19 protein-coding genes are annotated in these 18,567 nt (G+C 61.4%); 5 read left to right on the top strand and 14 right to left on the bottom strand.

Features of this window, described 5'->3' with window-relative positions; translation table 11 throughout:
- Positions 1-2: 2 nt before the first annotated feature.
- The 7 genes from Q390_RS0106335 to Q390_RS0106305 all read right to left on the bottom strand — a co-directional run bounded on the left by Q390_RS0106335 (position 3) and on the right by Q390_RS0106305 (position 7,155).
- Entirely contained in the window at positions 3-1,151 is a 1,149-nt protein-coding gene (locus Q390_RS0106335) for a methyltransferase (RefSeq protein WP_027995303.1), read from the bottom strand.
- Between the two features lie 14 nt (positions 1,152-1,165).
- Positions 1,166-1,684 (bottom strand): GNAT family N-acetyltransferase, encoded by a 519-nt coding sequence (locus Q390_RS0106330; RefSeq protein WP_027995302.1) that lies wholly within the window; start codon positions 1,682-1,684, stop codon positions 1,166-1,168.
- 186 nt (positions 1,685-1,870) lie between these two features.
- Positions 1,871-3,310 (bottom strand): coniferyl aldehyde dehydrogenase, encoded by a 1,440-nt coding sequence (locus Q390_RS0106325; protein WP_027995301.1) that lies wholly within the window; start codon positions 3,308-3,310, stop codon positions 1,871-1,873.
- Positions 3,311-3,334: 24 nt separating this feature from the next.
- A complete protein-coding gene (locus Q390_RS0106320) occupies positions 3,335-3,688 on the bottom strand; it encodes a hypothetical protein (protein ID WP_425423936.1) in 354 nt (117 codons plus the stop codon).
- An 84-nt stretch (positions 3,689-3,772) separates the two neighbouring features.
- Positions 3,773-6,376 carry an ATP-dependent chaperone ClpB gene (gene clpB / locus Q390_RS0106315; protein ID WP_027995299.1) on the bottom strand — a complete coding sequence of 868 codons (2,604 nt, stop codon included), beginning with the start codon at positions 6,374-6,376 and terminating at the stop codon, positions 3,773-3,775.
- Between the two features lie 51 nt (positions 6,377-6,427).
- A complete protein-coding gene (locus Q390_RS0106310) occupies positions 6,428-6,913 on the bottom strand; it encodes a molybdenum cofactor biosynthesis protein MoaE (protein WP_027995298.1) in 486 nt (161 codons plus the stop codon).
- Positions 6,914-6,924: 11 nt separating this feature from the next.
- On the bottom strand, positions 6,925-7,155 hold the full coding sequence (locus Q390_RS0106305; protein WP_027995297.1) for a hypothetical protein: 231 nt from the start codon (positions 7,153-7,155) through the stop codon (positions 6,925-6,927).
- Between the two features lie 82 nt (positions 7,156-7,237).
- On the opposite strand from Q390_RS0106305, the gene Q390_RS0106300 reads away from it, so the two are divergent.
- Together Q390_RS0106300 and Q390_RS0106295 are read left to right on the top strand one after the other, a co-directional pair.
- Complete coding sequence (locus tag Q390_RS0106300; RefSeq protein WP_027995296.1) at positions 7,238-7,492, top strand: hypothetical protein; 255 nt, start codon at positions 7,238-7,240, stop codon at positions 7,490-7,492.
- Between the two features lie 11 nt (positions 7,493-7,503).
- Entirely contained in the window at positions 7,504-7,824 is a 321-nt protein-coding gene (locus tag Q390_RS0106295; RefSeq protein WP_027995295.1) for a hypothetical protein, read from the top strand.
- 105 nt (positions 7,825-7,929) lie between these two features.
- Here the strand turns inward: Q390_RS0106295 and moaD are convergent, their stop codons facing one another.
- The 7 genes from moaD to Q390_RS0106260 form a co-directional block, all read right to left on the bottom strand.
- A complete protein-coding gene (gene moaD, locus Q390_RS0106290; RefSeq protein WP_027995294.1) occupies positions 7,930-8,184 on the bottom strand; it encodes a molybdopterin converting factor subunit 1 in 255 nt (84 codons plus the stop codon).
- Positions 8,181-9,419, bottom strand: a complete 1,239-nt coding sequence (locus Q390_RS0106285) for a molybdopterin molybdotransferase MoeA (RefSeq protein WP_425423935.1) — start codon at positions 9,417-9,419, stop codon at positions 8,181-8,183. Before Q390_RS0106285 ends, moaD begins: the two co-directional genes overlap by 4 nt.
- Positions 9,416-9,973, bottom strand: a complete 558-nt coding sequence (gene mobB, locus Q390_RS0106280) for a molybdopterin-guanine dinucleotide biosynthesis protein B (RefSeq protein ID WP_027995292.1) — start codon at positions 9,971-9,973, stop codon at positions 9,416-9,418. Before mobB ends, Q390_RS0106285 begins: the two co-directional genes overlap by 4 nt.
- Positions 9,974-10,226: 253 nt before the next feature.
- On the bottom strand, positions 10,227-11,027 hold the full coding sequence (locus tag Q390_RS0106275) for an Npun_F0296 family exosortase-dependent surface protein (RefSeq protein ID WP_084153795.1): 801 nt from the start codon (positions 11,025-11,027) through the stop codon (positions 10,227-10,229).
- Positions 11,028-11,310: 283 nt separating this feature from the next.
- The gene (gene thrC, locus Q390_RS0106270) at positions 11,311-12,738 is read right to left on the bottom strand and encodes a threonine synthase (protein ID WP_027995290.1); all 1,428 of its coding nucleotides are present in this window, start codon (positions 12,736-12,738) and stop codon (positions 11,311-11,313) included.
- Positions 12,739-12,762: 24 nt separating this feature from the next.
- Positions 12,763-14,097 carry a homoserine dehydrogenase gene (locus Q390_RS0106265; protein WP_027995289.1) on the bottom strand — a complete coding sequence of 445 codons (1,335 nt, stop codon included), beginning with the start codon at positions 14,095-14,097 and terminating at the stop codon, positions 12,763-12,765.
- A gap of 99 nt (positions 14,098-14,196) precedes the next feature.
- Positions 14,197-15,426 (bottom strand): pyridoxal phosphate-dependent aminotransferase, encoded by a 1,230-nt coding sequence (locus Q390_RS0106260; RefSeq protein ID WP_027995288.1) that lies wholly within the window; start codon positions 15,424-15,426, stop codon positions 14,197-14,199.
- A 130-nt stretch (positions 15,427-15,556) separates the two neighbouring features.
- Here Q390_RS0106260 and Q390_RS0106255 point away from each other — a divergent pair, with 130 nt between their 5' ends.
- From Q390_RS0106255 to Q390_RS0106245, 3 genes are all read left to right on the top strand, one after another.
- The gene (locus Q390_RS0106255) at positions 15,557-15,937 is read left to right on the top strand and encodes an Mth938-like domain-containing protein (RefSeq protein ID WP_027995287.1); all 381 of its coding nucleotides are present in this window, start codon (positions 15,557-15,559) and stop codon (positions 15,935-15,937) included.
- A gap of 113 nt (positions 15,938-16,050) precedes the next feature.
- The gene (locus tag Q390_RS0106250) at positions 16,051-16,536 is read left to right on the top strand and encodes a peroxiredoxin (protein WP_027995286.1); all 486 of its coding nucleotides are present in this window, start codon (positions 16,051-16,053) and stop codon (positions 16,534-16,536) included.
- 171 nt (positions 16,537-16,707) lie between these two features.
- The gene (locus tag Q390_RS0106245; RefSeq protein WP_027995285.1) at positions 16,708-18,534 is read left to right on the top strand and encodes a PhoH family protein; all 1,827 of its coding nucleotides are present in this window, start codon (positions 16,708-16,710) and stop codon (positions 18,532-18,534) included.
- Positions 18,535-18,567 lie beyond the last annotated feature (33 nt).

Below are 18,567 nucleotides of genomic sequence, written 5' to 3'. Positions count from 1 at the left end.
GCTTAAACAGCCGCCAGACGCCACAGCGAGGTGACTTCGGCGGCCCGCGCTGTCGCCAGGGCATCGCCGCCTTCGGTGGCTTTGGCGTGCTCGGGGCGCACGTCGTGACGTTCAATGACGCGCAGGCCGCCTTCAGCGATCCACGCCAGCAATTGCTCGCGCGTGCGCAGACCCAGGTGCTCGGCCAAGTCCGACAACACCAGCCAGCCTTCGCCCTTGGGCGCCAGATGCGCTGCCAAGCCCGACAAAAAGCCGCGCAACATTTGGCTGCCTTCGTCGTAGATCGCGTGTTCAATCGGCGAACTGGGGCGCGCTGGCACCCACGGTGGGTTACACACCACCAGCGGCGCCTGACCGGCGGGGAACAAGTCCACGTCCTGCAGCTCGACTTGCCCGGCCACGCCCAGGCGCTTGAGGTTGTCTTTGGCGCAGGCCAACGCGCGCGGTGCGTTTTCTGTCGCGACGATGCGGCGCACGCCCCGGCGCGCCAGCACGGCCGCCAGCACGCCGGTGCCGGTACCGATGTCAAATGCCAACTCTTTCGACGGCAGCGGCGCTTTGGCGACCAAGTCGATGTATTCGCCGCGCACCGGCGAGAACACGCCGTAATGCGGGTGAATGCGGTTGTTCGGCTCGTCGCCCAGCGCAGCAATCTCCACGCCCTTCTTGCGCCATTCGTGCGCGCCGACCACGCCGAGCAGCTCGCGCAGCGACACCACCTGCGCCTCGCCGGTAGCGGGCCCCCAGGCTTCGGTGAGGGCTTCTTTCCAATCCGGCGCACGGCGCAGCTTGATGCTGTAGTCGCCCTCCACCCGAATCACTAGCGTACCGAGCGAGCGGGCGCGCTGCGACTGCGCTTGGCGGTGCAGATGGAACACCTCTTCGGGCGTAGAGGCGGCAATTTTGGCGGCAGCGCGGGCAGCCGATTTAGGCGGCTTGTCTTCAATGCGGCGCTGCAAGGCTTGCAGCATCAGGCGGGCGTTCTGAAAATCGCTGCGCCACAGCATGGCGGTGCCAGCACAGGCAAAGCGATAGGCCGAGTCGGCCGACAAAGTGTCTTTGGCCAGTTCGACGCGGCGCGGCGCTGCAGCACCGCTTTCGGAACGCCAGCGCGCTGAGCGCACCTCGCCCTGTTCGTTCCATTCAATCATGGGGATAGCTTCTTTCAGTTTAAGGAACGTTTCAGACGCACTTCTTCGATCTTGGCGCTGCCAACCACGGCCGTTTTGGCGGTGGTCATTTCGCGCTTGAAGCCAGCGAGTTCGTGAAAGCGGATAGCGCGCTCGTTGCGCAGCGGCACCCAAGCGGTGACGTTGGTGCAGCCTTCTTCGGCCAGACCATCACGCGCCGCGTCCCACAGCGCCAAGCCCACGCCCTTGTCCCAGTGGGTGGGCGCGGCGTAGATGGCCCAGATTTCTCCGGTGGTGGGGCGTGATTTTTCATCGCGCGAGCGGTCGTAGCCGACAAAGCCGACGATCTTTTCGTCCTCGACGGCGACCTGCACTTGCGGCTCGCAGTACTCGATGGCTTCGCGCCAGTAGGCCTGGCGTTTGTCCACGGACATGGATTTCAGTTGGTCTTCCGGCACGATGCCTTGGTAGGCGCTCTGGGCAGAAAGGGTATGGATCTGGGCAATGGCTTTGGCATCGCGAAGCGTAGCGGGACGAACCTGGATATCAGACATGGAAAATCGAGCGGAAACGGAAAAAAACAAAATGGAGCGGCATTGTCGCCGCAAATGGATTTTTCCTCCTAGCGGACAGGGCCATGCAGGGACTCTATCGGGCATTCCACCCCCACGCGGCACCAGAAAGTCTGGTCGATAAAGTCACAAATCCGCAGGCCCAGGGCCACCCCGCTGGCGGTGGCGCTACATCCAGCGCCGCAGCAGCCCCATGACGCGATCAAAGCGCGCGCCATAGGGCGGATACAACAGCCAGCCGATGGCCCAGCGCGACGGCGCCATGACGGCTTTCTGGTGACAAAAGCGCAAGAAGCCAGATTCAGCGTGGTAAGCGCCCCAGCCACTGTCGCCCACGCCACCAAACGGCAGGTTGTCGTGGGCGATGTGCATGAGTGTGTCATTCACCGTCACGCCGCCGCTGACGGTGCGCGCCAGCACCTCTTGCTGCACAGCGGCGTTGTGGCCAAACCAGTACAGCGCCAGCGGACGCGGCCCGGCATTGATATGGGCGATGGCATCGTCGAGGTGCTCATAGGTCAGCACTGGCAGGATGGGGCCAAAAATTTCCTCCTGCATCAGCGCCATGTCCAGGGTGGCGCCCAGCACCAGCGTGGGCGCCATCTGGCGGCTGGTGGCACCATCCAGTGTGGCCGCACCCAGCGTCGCCGCAGCGCCCGGCGCCGGGTCCATGCTGAGCACCTGGGCACCCTGCGTTTGTGCTTGCTGCAGCATCCGACGCAAGCGGGCCAGGTGGCGCTGACTGATCAGCGAGGCGTAATCAGGATTACCGGTAATGTACGGAAACAGCTGCGCTACCGCCGTCCGGTAGGCCTGCACAAAGGCGGTCTCGCTGCCGCGTGGTAGCAACACATAGTCCGGCGCAATGCAGGTCTGGCCACCATTGAACAATTTGCCATGGGCGATCTTCAGTGCCGCCGCCTGCAGGTCGGCATCGGCATCGACAATGCACGGCGATTTGCCGCCCAGCTCCAGCGTCGTCGGCGTCAGGTTGGCCGCCGCCGCCTGCGCCACCTTGCGCCCCACCGCCGTCGAGCCGGTGAACACCAAATGGTCGAACGGCAACGCGGCAAAAGCACTGGCCACCACCGCATCGCCCTGCACCACACACACCTCGTCAGCCGCAAAAAACTGCCCCAGCAACAAGGCCAGTTGCGCTGAAGTGTGGGGCGTCAGCTCGCTGGGCTTGATCATCACGCGGTTGCCCGCGGCCAGCGCGGTGATGGCCGGCGCCAGCGCCAGCTGAATCGGGTAATTCCAGGGCGCAATCACACCGACCACGCCCAGCGGCTGGCGCTGCACCCAGGCCTGCGCCGGCTGCAAATGCAGGGGAGTGCGCACCTTCTGCGGCTTGCTCCACCGCGCCAAGTGGCGCAACGTGTGCGCCAACAGATGGCGCAACACAAAAAAATCGGCCACTTCGGTCAGGCGCGGCGAGCGCACGCCAAAGTCATCCTCCACGGCGGCGGACAGCGTGGCCGCGTGTTCATCCAGCAGCTTGCGCATCCGCAACAGCCGCTCGCGGCGCAGCAGCACCGGCACATCCACCTGCTGACGGCTGGCCGCGTGCTGGGCATCAAACAGGGCGCGCAGCTCAGCAGACGTCATGCACGGGGACGGCACAGCGGCGCATCAATAGGTCTGGCGGGGGGCGTGCGGCTGCACGTCCACGATCTCGCCGGCACCCGGCAGCACGTGCATCCGGCGAGCTGGCTTGCTGTCATCGTCGGCAGTGGACGCATGGCCAGCCTTTTTGCGCGCCTGGGTGCGGTAGACGGCGCTCCAACTGTCGCGCGGGTCAAAGCGCATGGCCCACGGCACGTTGGGGCGCCCGCTCAAGCGCGCCCACAGTGCACGCAGCGCCCACACCAGCCCCAACAGCAACGCAGCAGCCAGCAGACTCAGGAACAGCACCACACCCGCCGTGAATAACACCGCTCGAACCAACCAGCGGGTCAGGCCCGCAGCAAAATCATTCAAAACCATTCCTTTGCTGGGCTTTTACAAGCCAAAACAGCCTCCAGCCCTTATTCCACAAGCGCTGTCAGCTCTTATTTTCATCACGCCACGTCACACCGCCGGGACGTTGTTGAAGTGGAACACGCCCGGCTCCAGCACCGGGTTGACCTCTACCGCAATCGTGCTCTTGGGCGGAAAGCGCCCTTCCAGCAATAGCTTGGACAGCGGATTCTCAATGCGCTGTTGGATAGCCCGCTTCAGTGGTCGGGCGCCATACACCGGGTCAAAACCGACCTTGGCCAGTTCGGCCAGCGCGGCGGGCGACACCTGCAAATGCAAATCCATCTTGGCCAGACGTCCCTGCAGCAACTGCAGCTGGATATGGGCGATGGACTCGATATGCTTTGCGTCGAGCGAATGGAAGACCACGGTTTCGTCGATGCGGTTCAAGAATTCGGGACGGAAATGGTTTTTTAGTTCCCCCCACACCGCCTCCTTGATGTCCTCCGCCTCTTGTCCGACCATCGCCTGGATCAGGTGCGAGCCAATGTTGCTGGTCATGACGATCACCGTGTTCTTGAAGTCCACGGTACGGCCCTGGCCATCGGTCAGGCGGCCATCGTCGAGCACTTGCAGCAGCACGTTGAACACGTCCGGGTGCGCTTTTTCGACCTCGTCCAGCAGCAGCACGCTGTAGGGCTTGCGGCGTACGGCTTCGGTCAGATAACCGCCTTCTTCGTAGCCGACATAGCCGGGCGGCGCACCTATCAGCCGCGCCACCGAGTGCTTTTCCATGAACTCGCTCATGTCGATGCGGATCAGGTGGTCTTCACTGTCAAACAAGAAGCCGGCCAACGCCTTGCACAGCTCGGTCTTGCCGACACCCGTGGGGCCAAGGAACAGGAAACTGCCGGTGGGGCGATTCGGGTCCGACAGGCCCGAGCGCGAGCGCCGGATGGCGTTGGCGACGGCCGCAATCGCCTCATCCTGGCCGACCACGCGCTGGTGCAGCTTATCTTCCATCACCAGCAGTTTGTCTTTTTCACCCTGCATCATCTTGGCCACCGGAATGCCGGTAGCGCGGCTCACCACCTCGGCGATTTCTTCGGCGCCGACCTGCGTGCGCAGCAGGCGCGGTGCGTGGTCGGAGGTTTTGTTGGCTTCGCTGTCCTGCGCTTGGCTCAGGCGCTTTTTCAGCTCGGGCAGCTTGCCGTATTGCAGCTCGGCGACGCGGTTGAAGTCGCCCTTGCGCGTCAGCTCCTCGATTTGCGTGTTGATGTGGTCAATCTCTTCCATCACGTCCTTGGAGCCCAGCGCCTGCGCTTTCTCGGCCTGCCAGATTTCGTCCATGTCGGAGATTTCTTTTTTCAGCTTGACGATTTCTTCCTCGATCAGCTCCAGGCGTTTTTGCGAGGCATCGTCTTTCTCACGGCGCACCGCCTCGCGCTCGATCTGCAGCTGGATCAAACGGCGATCGAGCTTGTCCATCACCTCGGGCTTGGAGTCGATTTCGATCTTGATCTTGGCCGCCGCCTCGTCGATGAGGTCGATCGCCTTGTCCGGCAAAAAGCGATCGGTGATGTAGCGCTGGCTCAGCTCGGCTGCCGCCACGATGGCCGGGTCAGTGATTTGCACGCCGTGGTGCTTTTCGTATTTTTCCTGCAAACCGCGCAGGATGGCAATGGTGGCCTCCACCGTCGGCTCGCCGACGATGATTTTTTGAAAACGCCGCTCCAGCGCCGCGTCCTTTTCAATGTATTTGCGGTACTCGTCCAGCGTGGTGGCACCGACGCAGTGCAGCTCGCCCCGCGCCAACGCGGGTTTCAGCATATTGCCGGCGTCCATCGCACCTTCACCCTTACCAGCACCGACCATGGTGTGCAACTCGTCAATGAAGACGATGGTCTGGCCCTCGTCCTTGGCCAGCTCACTCAGCACGGTTTTCAGGCGCTCCTCAAATTCGCCGCGAAACTTAGCGCCCGCCAGCAGCGACGCCATGTCCAACGACAGCACGCGCTTACCTTTGAGCGAATCAGGCACCTCGCCGGCCACAATGCGCTGCGCCAGTCCTTCGACAATCGCCGTCTTGCCCACGCCCGGCTCGCCAATCAGCACCGGGTTATTTTTGGTGCGCCGTTGCAGCACTTGGATGGCGCGGCGGATTTCGTCGTCGCGGCCAATCACCGGGTCGAGCTTGCCGGCGCGAGCGCGCTCGGTCAAATCCATGCAGTATTTCTTCAAAGCCTCGCGCTGACCTTCAGCCTCGGGGCTGTCCATGCGCTGCCCGCCGCGCACGGCGTCAATGGCGGTCTCCAGGCTCTTGCGGCTCAGGCCGTTCTCCTGCACCAGGCGACCAGCCTCACCCTTGCTGTCGATCAGCGCCAGCAAAAACAACTCGCTGGCGACATATTCATCGCCGCGCTTGATGGCTTCCTTTTCGGTCGCCTGCAGTACGCGCCCGAGTTCGGGTCCGCCCTGCACCTGGTCCTGGCCGGTGACGGTCGGCAGGCGCTTGACGGCGGCTTCTGCGGCGGTCAGCAGGCCGGGCACGTTGGCGCCAGCACGCTCCAGCAGTGCGCGCGGGCCATCATCCTGGCGCAGCATGGCGACCAGCAAGTGCACGGGCTCAATGTAGGCGTGGTCATTGCCCAGCGCCAGCGATTGGGCGTCGCTCAAGGCTTCTTGAAATTTGGTGGTGAATTTGTCGAGACGCATGTGACTGGATCCTCTGAATTGCACTGCACTTGGGGCAATGCGTCCCCGATTTCAAGCGTTGCTGGCGTGTATTCCCCAGCGCGCCAGCGCAGCGTCGTCGCTGATGCGCGCGTCCACCCAGTGGGCACCCGCCGCGGTTTGCTCTTTCTTCCAGAACGGCGCTTGAGTTTTCAAATAATCCATCAAAAATTCACAGGCCTGAAAACTCTCGCCCCGGTGCGGGCTGGTCACCGCCACCAGCACGATCTGGTCCGGCGGCGCTAGCAGGCCGACGCGGTGGATGACGCGCGCACCCAGAATGTCAAAGCGCCGGAAAGCCTCAGCCGCCATGGCCTCGATGGACTTTTCGGTCATGCCGGGGTAGTGCTCCAGCTCCATCGACGCCACGGCTCCCGCGCTGTCCCTGCCATTGCGATCACGCACCGTACCGACAAAGCAGCACACCGCGCCCACGCCAAGGTCGTTGGCACGCAAGGCGGCCAACTCGGCAGAAACATCGAAATCAGCGATCTGGATGGAAATGTGCAGCGGTAGCATGGCGCGCCTCCTTACGGCGAACGGTGCAAACGCGGCGCGGCCAGCAACTCGCGTTGTTCTTCAACGATTTTGTCCAACTGGCGCTGTACCGCTGACTGGGGCAGCGCACTCAGCAAGCCTTGCAAGCGGACGATGTCGTCCACCGTGGGCGCGACCTTGACCTGCGCCACGGCTCCATCCACATTACCACCTTTGATCAGGCCAAATACCTTGGCGGCCCATACATTTTTATCGCGTGCCATGAAGGCCTTTCTTGTTTTTTGTTGGCCAGCGCGGGCGTGCCGCTAGCATCGGCTGCACTTTACCCCGTTCAAATTCCACTTTATGGCCGCCCTAGCAATCACCACCCCGCACTACAAACTGTTTCCCTCACCGCGCAACCTGCACCCGACGGTGTTTGCGCTGCAATCGTTCGTGCCGCACCCCTACGCCATCATCCACCTGCCCGACTTCAACCTGGCCGGCAAAGCCACGCTGTTTGCCGCCTGCCGGCTGTCGGATATGAAGATGGGTCAACTGGTGACTTTTGAACTGGACGCGGACCAGGCGCGGTTTGAGCGCCTGTTCACGCCCGATTGAGGCTCATTTGTATGGAAGACAACAACCAGATTTTTGTCCCACCGTCCTTCATGGCGGTTTACAGCGACACACGTGGACGCCTGCACGCCAGCCCCAGCGAGGTGCGCGAGCGCTACGGCCTGTGCGAAGACCTCGCCCATCATTTGGTCGAGCAAGCGCAAACGCTGTACCACAACCAAGCCCCATCGGAATTTGAAATCCTGCGCCGCATCCATGCCGGCCTGAGCGTGCCCGAGTCGGGCATGGCACCGGGCGAAGCGACGTGGATCGTCAGCCGATTGGCAGAGTTGCTGGCGTGGCAATGTCCAGATTTGCCGCCTGAGTCCGAATAAAAACAATAGCTGCTAGCGCACGTGTTTAAAGGGCTGGAGGCAAAAAAAGCATAAATTTGCATTCTAGGTTGGGTTGTACTCAACCTACGAATGCAGCGTGCCTGCTTATCCGCCCGTAACCGGTGGGAAAAACGCCACTTCCGCCCCATCGGTCAGGGCGGCGGCGTCCTCACTCAGCAGCTGATTGAGCGCCATGCGCACCGCTTTGCCACGCGCCAGGCTGCTGGCGTACGCATCGCCCCGGGCGATCAATTCATCGCGCAACGCGCCCAGCGTGGCGGCGGCGGTTTCCACCGACTCGCTGCCCTGGCCGATGGCCTCGCGGATGGAGGCAAAGTAACGCACGGTGATTTTGTTCATGACAGCAATTCCGCAAACGACATAAAGCGCACTGTATCGCCCGGTGCAATGGTCTGGCCGGCGGGGTGATCGACCACGCCGTCGCCCCAGGCGGTCGAGGTCAGCACACCCGAGCTTTGGTTGCGGAACAAATCCAAACCACCGGTCGCGTTGCGCCGCACGCGCAAAAATTCGCGGCGCGCGTCGGCTTTAGCGCAGGCAAAGTCGGCGCGCATAGCCGTGGTGGCGGGCGTGACGTTGTCCACGCCCTGCAAGCGCAGCACGAAGGGCCGCACCAACAGCAAAAACGTCATCAGGCTGGCCACCGGGTTGCCCGGCAAGCCCATGAAGTGCGCCGACCCAATCCGACCATAAGCAAACGGCTTGCCCGGCTTCATGCCGATTTGCCACAAGTCCAGCCGCCCCAGCGCTTCGACGGCGGGCTTGACGTGATCTTCTTCGCCGACTGACACGCCAGCGCTGGTCAATATCAAGTCGTGGCCGCTGCTGGCGCTGCGCAGCGCTTCAATGGTCGCATCGCGTCGGTCGGGGACGATGCCTAAATCCGTCACTTCGCAGCCCAAGCGCAGCAGCAGCGCGCGCAAAAAAAAGCGGTTGCTGTTGTAAATGTGGCCGGGTGGCATGTCTTGCGGCGCGACTTCGCCGGGCATCACCAGCTCGTCGCCAGTCGAAAACAGCGCCACGCGCGGGCGGTGGGCTACCGCCAGTTGTGCCAAACCAATGCTGGCTGCCAAGCCCAATTCAGCGGGCGTTAAGCGCGTACCGGCGCGCAGCACTTCAGCACCCAACGCAATATCTTCACCCGCGCGACGAATCCACTGGTGCAATTGCGGCAGAGCGTTGATACGCACGCTGCCATCGTCCAGCGCGGTGCAGTCTTCCTGCATCAGCACCGTGTCAGCACCGGGAGGAATCGACGCACCAGTAAAAATCCGCGCCACCGTCCCCGGCTGCAACGCCGTGCCGACGCTGCCAGCGGGGATGCGCTGCAACACCGGCAGCACCGCCCCGACCTGCACCACGTCGGCGCAGCACAGGGCGTAGCCGTCCATGGCGCTGCTGTCTTGCGGCGGCACCTGCAAGGGCGAGACGGCGCCCTGCGCCAGCACGCGGCCATCGGCATCGAAGGTAGCTACGCTGTCGCTGCCGGCCAGTGGCGTGGCTTGGGCCAGCAGCTCAGCGAGCGCCTGATCGAGTGGCTTCAAAGGTTTGCGAGGGGCCATCGGGACGCTCATGTCAAGGTCTCTCCATGCAATTCCCCATCGTAGGCAAAGCGCCCGCCCTGGGACAGCAGCCAGTCGGCGATGGCAGCCGGGGCATTCAAGTCCAGCACCGGCAGTTGGGTCGGCGCGGGCAGTTGGGTCGGAGCATCGGTGGCGATGGCGACGACGAAGTGGTCACTCGGATAGCCGGCGGGACGCACGGCGTAGCTGGCTGCGGGGCCGCGCCAGATTTCAATTTTGGGCAGATCGCACTCTTTGAAGCCTTCCACCAACACCCAGTCCACTCCCTGGTACAGCTCGGCCAACAATTGGTGCACGCTCAGTTGCACCGGCTGCTCAAACTCGCGCATCAGGGCCAGGCGCCGATCAGAGGCCGCTACCACCTCGAAAGCACCGGCAGCGCGGTGGCGCCAAGTGTCTTTGCCGGGGTGATCGATATCGAATTTATGGTGCGCGTGCTTGACCACCGAGACGCGCTGGCCGCGCTGGCTCAGCGCGGGAATGAGTTGTTCGACCAGCGTGGTTTTGCCACTGCCTGAAAATCCAGCAAAGCCGACGACGTTCATTCATACCTCCTGGAATGGCTCTGATGTTGAGGGCTGTCAGCATTTGCCAGAAATGCGCTGCAGCCGCGGCGCAAGGGGCATGAAAAGAGGACGGACATGGGCCCGAATTTTATCGGCAGCCCAGGCACAACGCACCCAAGCTGGACGCACCATAAAAAATGCCAGTCAGCAGGCGCTGACTGGCATATGAAAAAACAGCGGTTGCGACGCTGCTGTCTGCACGGCGCACGCCGTGCACAGGTGAGAACCTGTATCAGCCCTTGCGCTGGCGCCGGCGGATGACGGTAAATCCTAGCAGGCCTGCACCCAGAAGTGCCAGCGACCCCGGCTCCGGTACATCACGGCGGTTGGTCAGACCGACCACGATGTTATCCACTTCAAACGCCACGCTGGTGGTGTGAAACTCAAAAGCAGTAAAGGCCTCATCCGGGGCGAAGGCGAAATTCACATACACATTCGATCCAGGGGCTACCTGGTTACCAGAAATGCCGCTGGAAGCTGCCAGTACTTCGGTGCCGGTAATGGTGCGCAGCAGAGTAGCACCGTCGTAAATGCGGATATCGTTGTACGTATCAATGGAGCCGTAATACAAGCCGAGATAGGACACCTTGACACCTGACGACAGAACGCTGCTGTAGTCCACTTTGACTGTCGCCGGCAACCCGCCTCCAGGCTGAGGGCCAAAGCCAAAACAGGTGGTGTCATTGGCAGGTGCCGCAGCGCTGGAGGTACTGCCACTCTGCACGCCAAAACCGCCGCCTGTCGTGGTGATGTTCAGTGCCCCAGAGGCGTTGACCGAGCAACCAGCTTGAATGGAAACGCCATCGGGCGGCAACGCTGCTAACAAACTTGCGCTAGCAGCGTCAAAGGTTTCCACGAAATAGCCCGATCCTGGCAGCGTAATATTGCTGGCGGGAATGAAAGAGCTTGTCAGCCCCGAACCATCGCCTGCTATCTGGCCGCCATAGGAAATCGCCATACCTTGGGCAGGAAGGCTGAGCAGAGCTGCACTGGAGAGGGCAAGACCCAACAGAAGTTTTTTGGAATCAGTCATTTTTTGCTCCTTGGGTGATAAAACGAAGTTGACAACCAATTAGCAGAAAACGTGCCAAGAAAAATTTTTATAAATAACCTCTTGTTTTCAAAAGATATTTTGATTTCCGTGGGCAACCTGCAGCGTTGACAAAGCAGAAGTTGTAAAAAACTCCGACAAAATTTAGGTGCAGCAGACCGTAGGAGCGCCGATTGTTTGCGCCGCTTGACAGCCCCCAAGCGCGCACAGGATCCCTGGCATACGCACCTGCTGCGCTACGCGTCGGCGACCCAGCGCGCAACCCTCAATCGCAATGGCGGGCGATGTAGTCTTTGACCAACTGCACGTCGCACGCCATCACCTGCACGCGTTTGGGCAACGCTTCGATGCCGGCAAATTGGGCCGGGCGCTCAGGCTCGTGGCCGAGTGCTTCGACGATGGTTTCAGCGAACTTGATCGGCAGTGCGGTTTCCAGCACCAGCATCGGCTGACCGGCTTGCAGGTGTTCGCGGGCCACTTTCACGCCGTCGGCGGTGTGGGTGTCCACGGTGACGCCAAAGCGCTCAAAGGTGTCGCGGATGGTGGCCAAACGGTCGGCGTGGGTGCTTTTGCCGCTGACGAAGCCGTATTTTTTAGCGGCTTCGGCAAAGGCAGGGTCAGCGCTCAAATCGAATTGACCGTCACGCGCCAACGCCTCACCAAACAGCGCCTGTACGCGCGCGCCGTCACGGCCCAGCAGGTCAAACACAAAGCGCTCAAAGTTGCTGGCCTTGCTGATGTCCATCGACGGGCTGGAGGTTTCGTGCGTATCGGCACTGCCGCGCACGCGGTACACGCCGGTGCGAAAGAACTCATCGAGCACGTCGTTTTCGTTGGTGGCGACCACCAATTGGTCAATCGGCAAGCCCATGCTGCGCGCCACGTGGCCAGCGCAGACGTTGCCAAAGTTGCCCGATGGCACGGTGAAGCTGACTTTTTGGTCGTTGCGCTCCGTCGCCTGCACGTAGCCGGCAAAGTAATAAACCACCTGCGCCAAGAGGCGCGCCCAATTGATGGAGTTGACGGTGCCAATCTTGTATTTCGCCTTGAACGCGTGGTCGTTGCTAACCGCTTTGACGATGTCTTGACAGTCGTCAAACACGCCTTCAATGGCGATGTTGTGGATGTTCTCGTCTTGCAGACTGAACATTTGCGCCTGCTGAAACGCGCTCATGCGGCCATGCGGGCTGGTCATGAAGACGCGCACGCCCTGCTTGCCGCGCATGGCGTATTCGGCCGCGCTGCCGGTATCGCCGCTGGTGGCACCAAAGATGTTCAGCTCTTCGCCGCGGCGCGCCAGTTCGTACTCGAACAAGTTGCCCAGCAGCTGCATCGCCATGTCTTTGAACGCCAGCGTGGGGCCGTTGGACAGCGCTTCCAGCCACAAACCGTTTTCAAGGTGGCGCAGCGGCACGATTTCGCCAGTGCCAAACACTTCGGCGGTATAGGTTTTTTGGCACAGCGCGCGCAGGTCGTCAGCGGGAATGTCGTCAATGTAGAGCGAGAGGATTTCAAACGCCAGCTCGGCGTAACCCTGCTGGTGGTAGACGTTGCGCAGCCGGGTCAGCATGGCATCGTCCACCTGCGGGTAGGACACCGGCAGGTACAGGCCGCCGTCGGGCGCCAGGCCCGCCAGCAAGATGTCGCAGAAGTGTTTGCGCTCGGCGTGGCCGCGTGTGGAGAGGTACAGCATGGCGTTTTAGTCCCTTGTTCCCGATTAGTTCAGCTCTTCTTTGCGGATGCGCGTGATGGGTGCCAGCACTGTCGGCAGGGCTTGCATTTGCGCGATGGCGTCGTTCATCGTGCCTTCGCGCGTGTCGTGCGTCAGGATGATCAGGTCGGTTTGCGTCGAGCCTTCGCCGCCGATTTCGTCGGCTTCACGCTGTAGCAGCGCGTCGATGCTGATGCCCGCGTCGGCCAGAATGCCGGCCACTTTGGACAGCACGCCGGCCTGGTCCGCCACGCGCAGGCGCAGGTAGTAGCTGGTGACAACTTCGCTCATTGGCAGCACTGGCAGCGTGCCCATAGCGTCGTTTAGCGTGTGCGGCTGGAAGGCCAAATGCGGCACGCGGTGGTGCGGGTCGGCGGTGTGCAGGCGGGTGATATCGACCAAATCGGCAATCACCGCGCTGGCGGTCGGCTCACTGCCAGCACCTTTGCCGTAATACAGCGTGGTTCCGACCGCATCGCCATTGACCACGACAGCGTTCATCGCGCCTTCGACGTTGGCAATCAGGCGCTTGGCCGGAATCAGGCAGGGGTGAACGCGCAGCTCAACACCCGCGTCGGTGCGCTTGCTGATGCCCAGCAGTTTGATGCGGTAGCCCAGTTGCTCGGCGTATTTGATGTCAGCGGCTGCCAGCTTGGTGATGCCTTCGACGTAGGCTTTGTCGAACTGCACCGGAATGCCAAAGGCAATCGCCGACATCAGCGTGGCTTTGTGCGCGGCGTCCACGCCTTCGATGTCGAAGGTCGGGTCGGCTTCGGCGTAGCCCAAGCGTTGAGCGTCTTGCAGGGCGACATCAAAGTCGATGCCCTTGTCGCGCATCTCGCTCAAGATGAAGTTGGTGGTGCCGTTGATGATGCCGGCCAGCCACTGGATACGGTTGGCAGTCAAACCTTCGCGCAGCGCCTTGATGATGGGGATGCCACCGGCAACCGCCGCTTCAAACGCCACCATCACGCCTTTGGCGGACGCAGCAGCAAAAATCTCGGTGCCGTGCACCGCCAGCAGCGCTTTGTTGGCCGTCACGACGTGCTTGCCGGCGGCGATGGCTTCCAGCACCAGTTGTTTGGCGATGCCGTAGCCGCCAATCAGCTCGACGACGATGTCGATATCCGGGTTGGCAATGATGGCGCGCGCGTCGCTGACCACCTGTACGCCGGGGCCGACCAAGCTTTGCGCGCGGGCGGTGTCCAAGTCGGCCACCATGGTGATTTCAATCCCACGGCCTGCGCGGCGGCAAATTTCTTCCTGGTTGCGTTGCAGTACGTTAAACACGCCGCTGCCTACGGTGCCAATGCCGAACAAGCCTACTTGGATCGATTTCATACAGAATTACCAGTCAAAAGAGGCTGTAGCCCACTGTTTACGTGCGCTAGCAGCTATTAAAAAATGAGTGAATTAACGTGCCGCTTTAACCGAGCGCTTTCAAGCCTTGGCGTGGCGGCGGCGGTATTTTTCGAGAAAGCCGGCGACGCGCTGAATCGCTTCGCGCAAATCGGCTTCGTGCGGCAAAAAGACGATGCGAAAGTGATCCGGCGCTGGCCAGTTAAAACCGGTGCCTTGCACCAGCATCACCTTGGTTTCTTGCAGCATTTCTAAAAAGAACTGCTGGTCGTCCTCAATCGGGTAAATCTCGGGGTCGAGGCGCGGAAACATATACAGCGCCGCTTGCGGCTTGACGCAGGTGACACCCGGAATTTGCGTAATCAACTGGTGCGCCAAATCGCGCTGCACGCGCAGCCGACCACCTTCGCCGACCAGCTCGTCAATGCTCTGGTGCCCGCCGAGAGCGGTTTGAATCGCCCACTGGCCCGGCACGTTGGAGCACAGGCGCATATTCGAGAGCATGTTCAGCCCCTCGATGTAGTCTTTAGCCGGCTTTTTGTCGCCCGACACCACCATCCAGCCGGCGCGATAGCCGCACGAGCGGTAGGCCTTGGACAGCGAGTTAAAGGTCAAGGTCAACACGTCGGTGGACAAACTGGCCAGCGGCGTGTGGCGCGCGCCGTCATACAACACTTTGTCGTAGACCTCGTCGGCAAAAATCACCAAACCGTGCTCGCGCGCAATGGCGACGATGGACTTGAGCAGCGCGTCGGAATACAGCGCGCCGGTCGGGTTGTTGGGGTTGATAACCACGATGCCCTTGGTGCGCGGCGTGATTTTGGCGCGGATGTCGTCCAAATTGGGCATCCAGCCATTGGCTTCGTCACAGGTGTAGTGCACCGGCGTGCCGCCCGACAAACTGGCCGCCGCCGTCCACAGCGGGTAGTCGGGCGAAGGCAGCAGCAACTCATCACCGGTGTCCAGCAGCGCATTGGTGGCAATGACAATCAACTCGCTGGCGCCGTTGCCCAGATAAATGTCGTCCAGCGTGACGCCCTTGATGCCCTGCTTTTGCGTCTCGTGCATCACCGCTTTGCGCGCGGCAAAAATGCCTTTGCTGTCGGAGTAACCGGCCGAATTGGGCAGATTGCGGATCATGTCCTGCTGCACTTCTTCGGGCGCGTCAAACCCAAACACCGCCAAATTGCCGATGTTGAGTTTGATGATTTTGTGCCCGTCTTCCTCCATCTGCTTGGCCGCATCCATGATGGGACCACGGATGTCATAACAGACGTTGGCGAGCTTGGCGGATTTGAGAATGGGTTTCATGCGCAGTCAGGGCCGGGGCCAGGGTCAAAGCGTTGCCGTCACACGGGAGTAGCGCGGCGAAACCTATAATTTGACCACAGTTGCGCCCTCCAGACCGGAGTTGCGCGCACCACATTCCCCGCGAGCCGCCATGAAAATCCACGCCGACCTTCCCGAAGCACAAAGCATTACTGGCTACGGCCCAGGCTGGATCAGCCTGGGCACCGAAAAAATCACCGAGAGCGTGATTTTGAGTTCACGCGGCGTACGCATCGCTTGGCCCTGCGCGCGCTTTGAAGCTTTGACGCCCGAGCACTTCGCCCAGCTGGCGCCACTAGAGGCGGAATTGGTGATTTTTGGAAGTGGCACCCGCACCCGTTTTGCCCCACCGGCATGGCTTCAACCGCTGATGGCGCAGCGCATTGGGGTTGAGTCGATGGACACCCATGCGGCGTGCCGCACCTACAATATTTTGGCCGCAGAAGGGCGCCATGTGATCGCCGCGCTGGTCTTGGAAGCGCCGCCACTTTGACTTGAGGGGGGGTTTCGGGGTAAAATTTCGGGTTGCAGCCGCGGGATTGAAGAATAAGAACAACCAATTCCCCCCGGAATTTCAACGACTTCACCCAGAGGATCCAAATTTATATGGCGATCGTTGTCAACAAACTCCTCCCCGAATTCGAAGCCGTAGCTACTGGTGGGCTCAGAGTATCCAATACTTCCCACATGGGCCAAGTAATGGTTTTGTACTTTTACCCAAAAGATCATACCCCTGGGTGCACCACAGAGGCAATGCAATTTCGCGATAACTACAAAGACTTCGTGAAAGCCGGCGCCGCCGTGTTTGGTGTGTCACGCGACAACATGAAATCGCACGACGATTTCAAACAGAACCTCGAATTGCCGTTTGAGCTGGTCGCCGATACCGAAGAGAAAATGTGCCACATGTTTGGCGTCGTGAAAAACAAAATTATGTACGGCAAAAAGGTTAAAGGCATTGAGCGCAGCACCTTTCTCATCAACGAAGAAGGCATTCTGACCCACGAATGGCGCGGCCTCAAGGTGCCCGGCCACGTTGAAGAAGTGCTCAAGGCCGTCAAGTCGCTCAACGCCCTGAAAAAGGCGGCCTGAACCCGGCCCTCGCCCCCCGCTCTACGCCGGCGCAGCGTGTCACCGGTGACATGCATAATGGTTCCATGCTGCTGAACCGCGCACCGCTCTCTTTTTGCAACCAAGCCGCCTGGGTGACCAGGCGGCTTTTTGCTATCTGCAACCAGATCATCAGCCTGAGGCCCTTGCACCATGCCCCTGCCCCCAGCCCCCACCCGACGCGCGTCCCTGCTCGCGCCTGAAGCCTATAACGTCGCGGCCGTCCAGACACGTAAGGCGCCCGCTGAAACTGCGTCGCCTTTATCGCCTTTGGCAGTAAAAGCCTCCATCCCCACGCCAGAGGCCACAGCCCGCTCCGTAGCACGCGAAAACGGGCCAGTGACGAGCGCCGCAGCACCTGCTGCACGCACGCCGGCCGCCAAATCACGCCGCAGCAGCGCCGCGCCGATACCAGCATCCGTGGCAGCGCCCGTCGCAGCACCCGCGATGGCGCGCGATACCCGCCCTGCAGCCACTCCCGTCAGCGCCAAAATAACGGCCCCAACAGCCCCGGCGCGGGCGCCCGTAAAGGCTGCGCCTGTCGCTGCAGCTGCCGCTCCAGCGCGCAGCCGCAAAGCACGCGGTACTGGCCTGGCCAAACTGTTTGTACTCGACACCAACGTGTTGCTGCATGACCCGACCAGCCTGTTCCGCTTTGAAGAACACGACATCTACCTGCCGATGATCGTGCTGGAAGAACTGGACGCGCACAAAAAAGGCATGACCGAAGTGGCGCGCAATGCTCGTCAGATCAGCCGCTCGCTCGACGCACTGGCGGGTGCCAGCGGCGCCGACATCGCCCTGGGCCTGAAACTCGACTCCACCGGCCAGCGCAGCGCCGGCGGCTGCCTGTTCTTTCAGACCACCGCGCTCGACTACCACCTGCCCAGCAGCCTGCCACAAGGCAAGGCCGACAACCAGATTTTGGGTGTGGTCGAAGCCCTGCGCCAACAACACGCACCACGCGAGGTGGTGCTGGTGTCCAAAGACATCAACATGCGTGTCAAAGCACGCGCGCTGGGCCTGCCGGCCGAGGACTACCAAAGCGACAAGGTGCTGGCCGACGACGACCTGCTGTATGCGGGCATGTTGGTGTTGCCGGCTGATTTCTGGAGCAGCCACGGCAAATCGATGGAAAGCTGGCAAAGCGGCGCGCACACCTACTACCGCATCAGTGGCCCCATCGTGCCGCAACTGATGATCAACCAGTTCGTTTACTTCGAGTCTCCCGGCGAGCCCAGCCTGTACGCGCGCGTCAGCGAAATTCGCGATAAAACGGCGGTGCTCAAAACGCTCAAGGACTATGGCCACGCCAAGAACGCTGTCTGGGGCGTGACCACACGCAACCGCGAGCAAAATTTTGCCATCAACCTGCTGATGGACCCGGATATCGACTTCGTCACCCTCGCGGGCACGGCGGGCACCGGCAAAACGCTGATGGCGCTGGCCGCTGGCCTAACGCAGGTGCTGGACGAGCGCCGTTACACCGAAATCATCATGACCCGCGCCACCGTCAGCGTCGGCGAGGACATCGGTTTTCTGCCGGGCACCGAAGAAGAAAAAATGGGCCCGTGGATGGGCGCATTGGACGACAACCTCGAGTTTTTGGCCAAGGGCGACGGCGGCAACGCCGGCGAATGGGGACGCGCCGCCACCAACGAACTGATCCGCAGCCGCATCAAGATTAAGAGCATGAATTTCATGCGCGGACGCACTTTCATGAACAAGTACGTCATCATCGACGAGGCGCAAAACCTGACACCCAAACAGATGAAAACGCTGATCACTCGCGCTGGCCCCGGCACCAAGATCATCTGCATGGGCAATCTGGCACAGATCGACACGCCTTACCTGACCGAAGGCTCCTCCGGCCTGACCTTTGCGGTAGACCGCTTCAAGGGCTGGGCACACAGCGGTCACATCACCCTGGCACGCGGCGAGCGCTCGCGTTTGGCGGACTTTGCCAGCGAAGTGCTGTAACCCTCTAACGCCACCCACCAAGAAAAAGAGCTG

The organism is Simplicispira psychrophila DSM 11588, from assembly GCF_000688255.1.
Classification (GTDB): domain Bacteria; phylum Pseudomonadota; class Gammaproteobacteria; order Burkholderiales; family Burkholderiaceae_C; genus Simplicispira; species Simplicispira psychrophila.
Note: the sequence above shows the minus strand (reverse complement) of the source record. Positions and strands in the feature narration are given on the sequence as shown.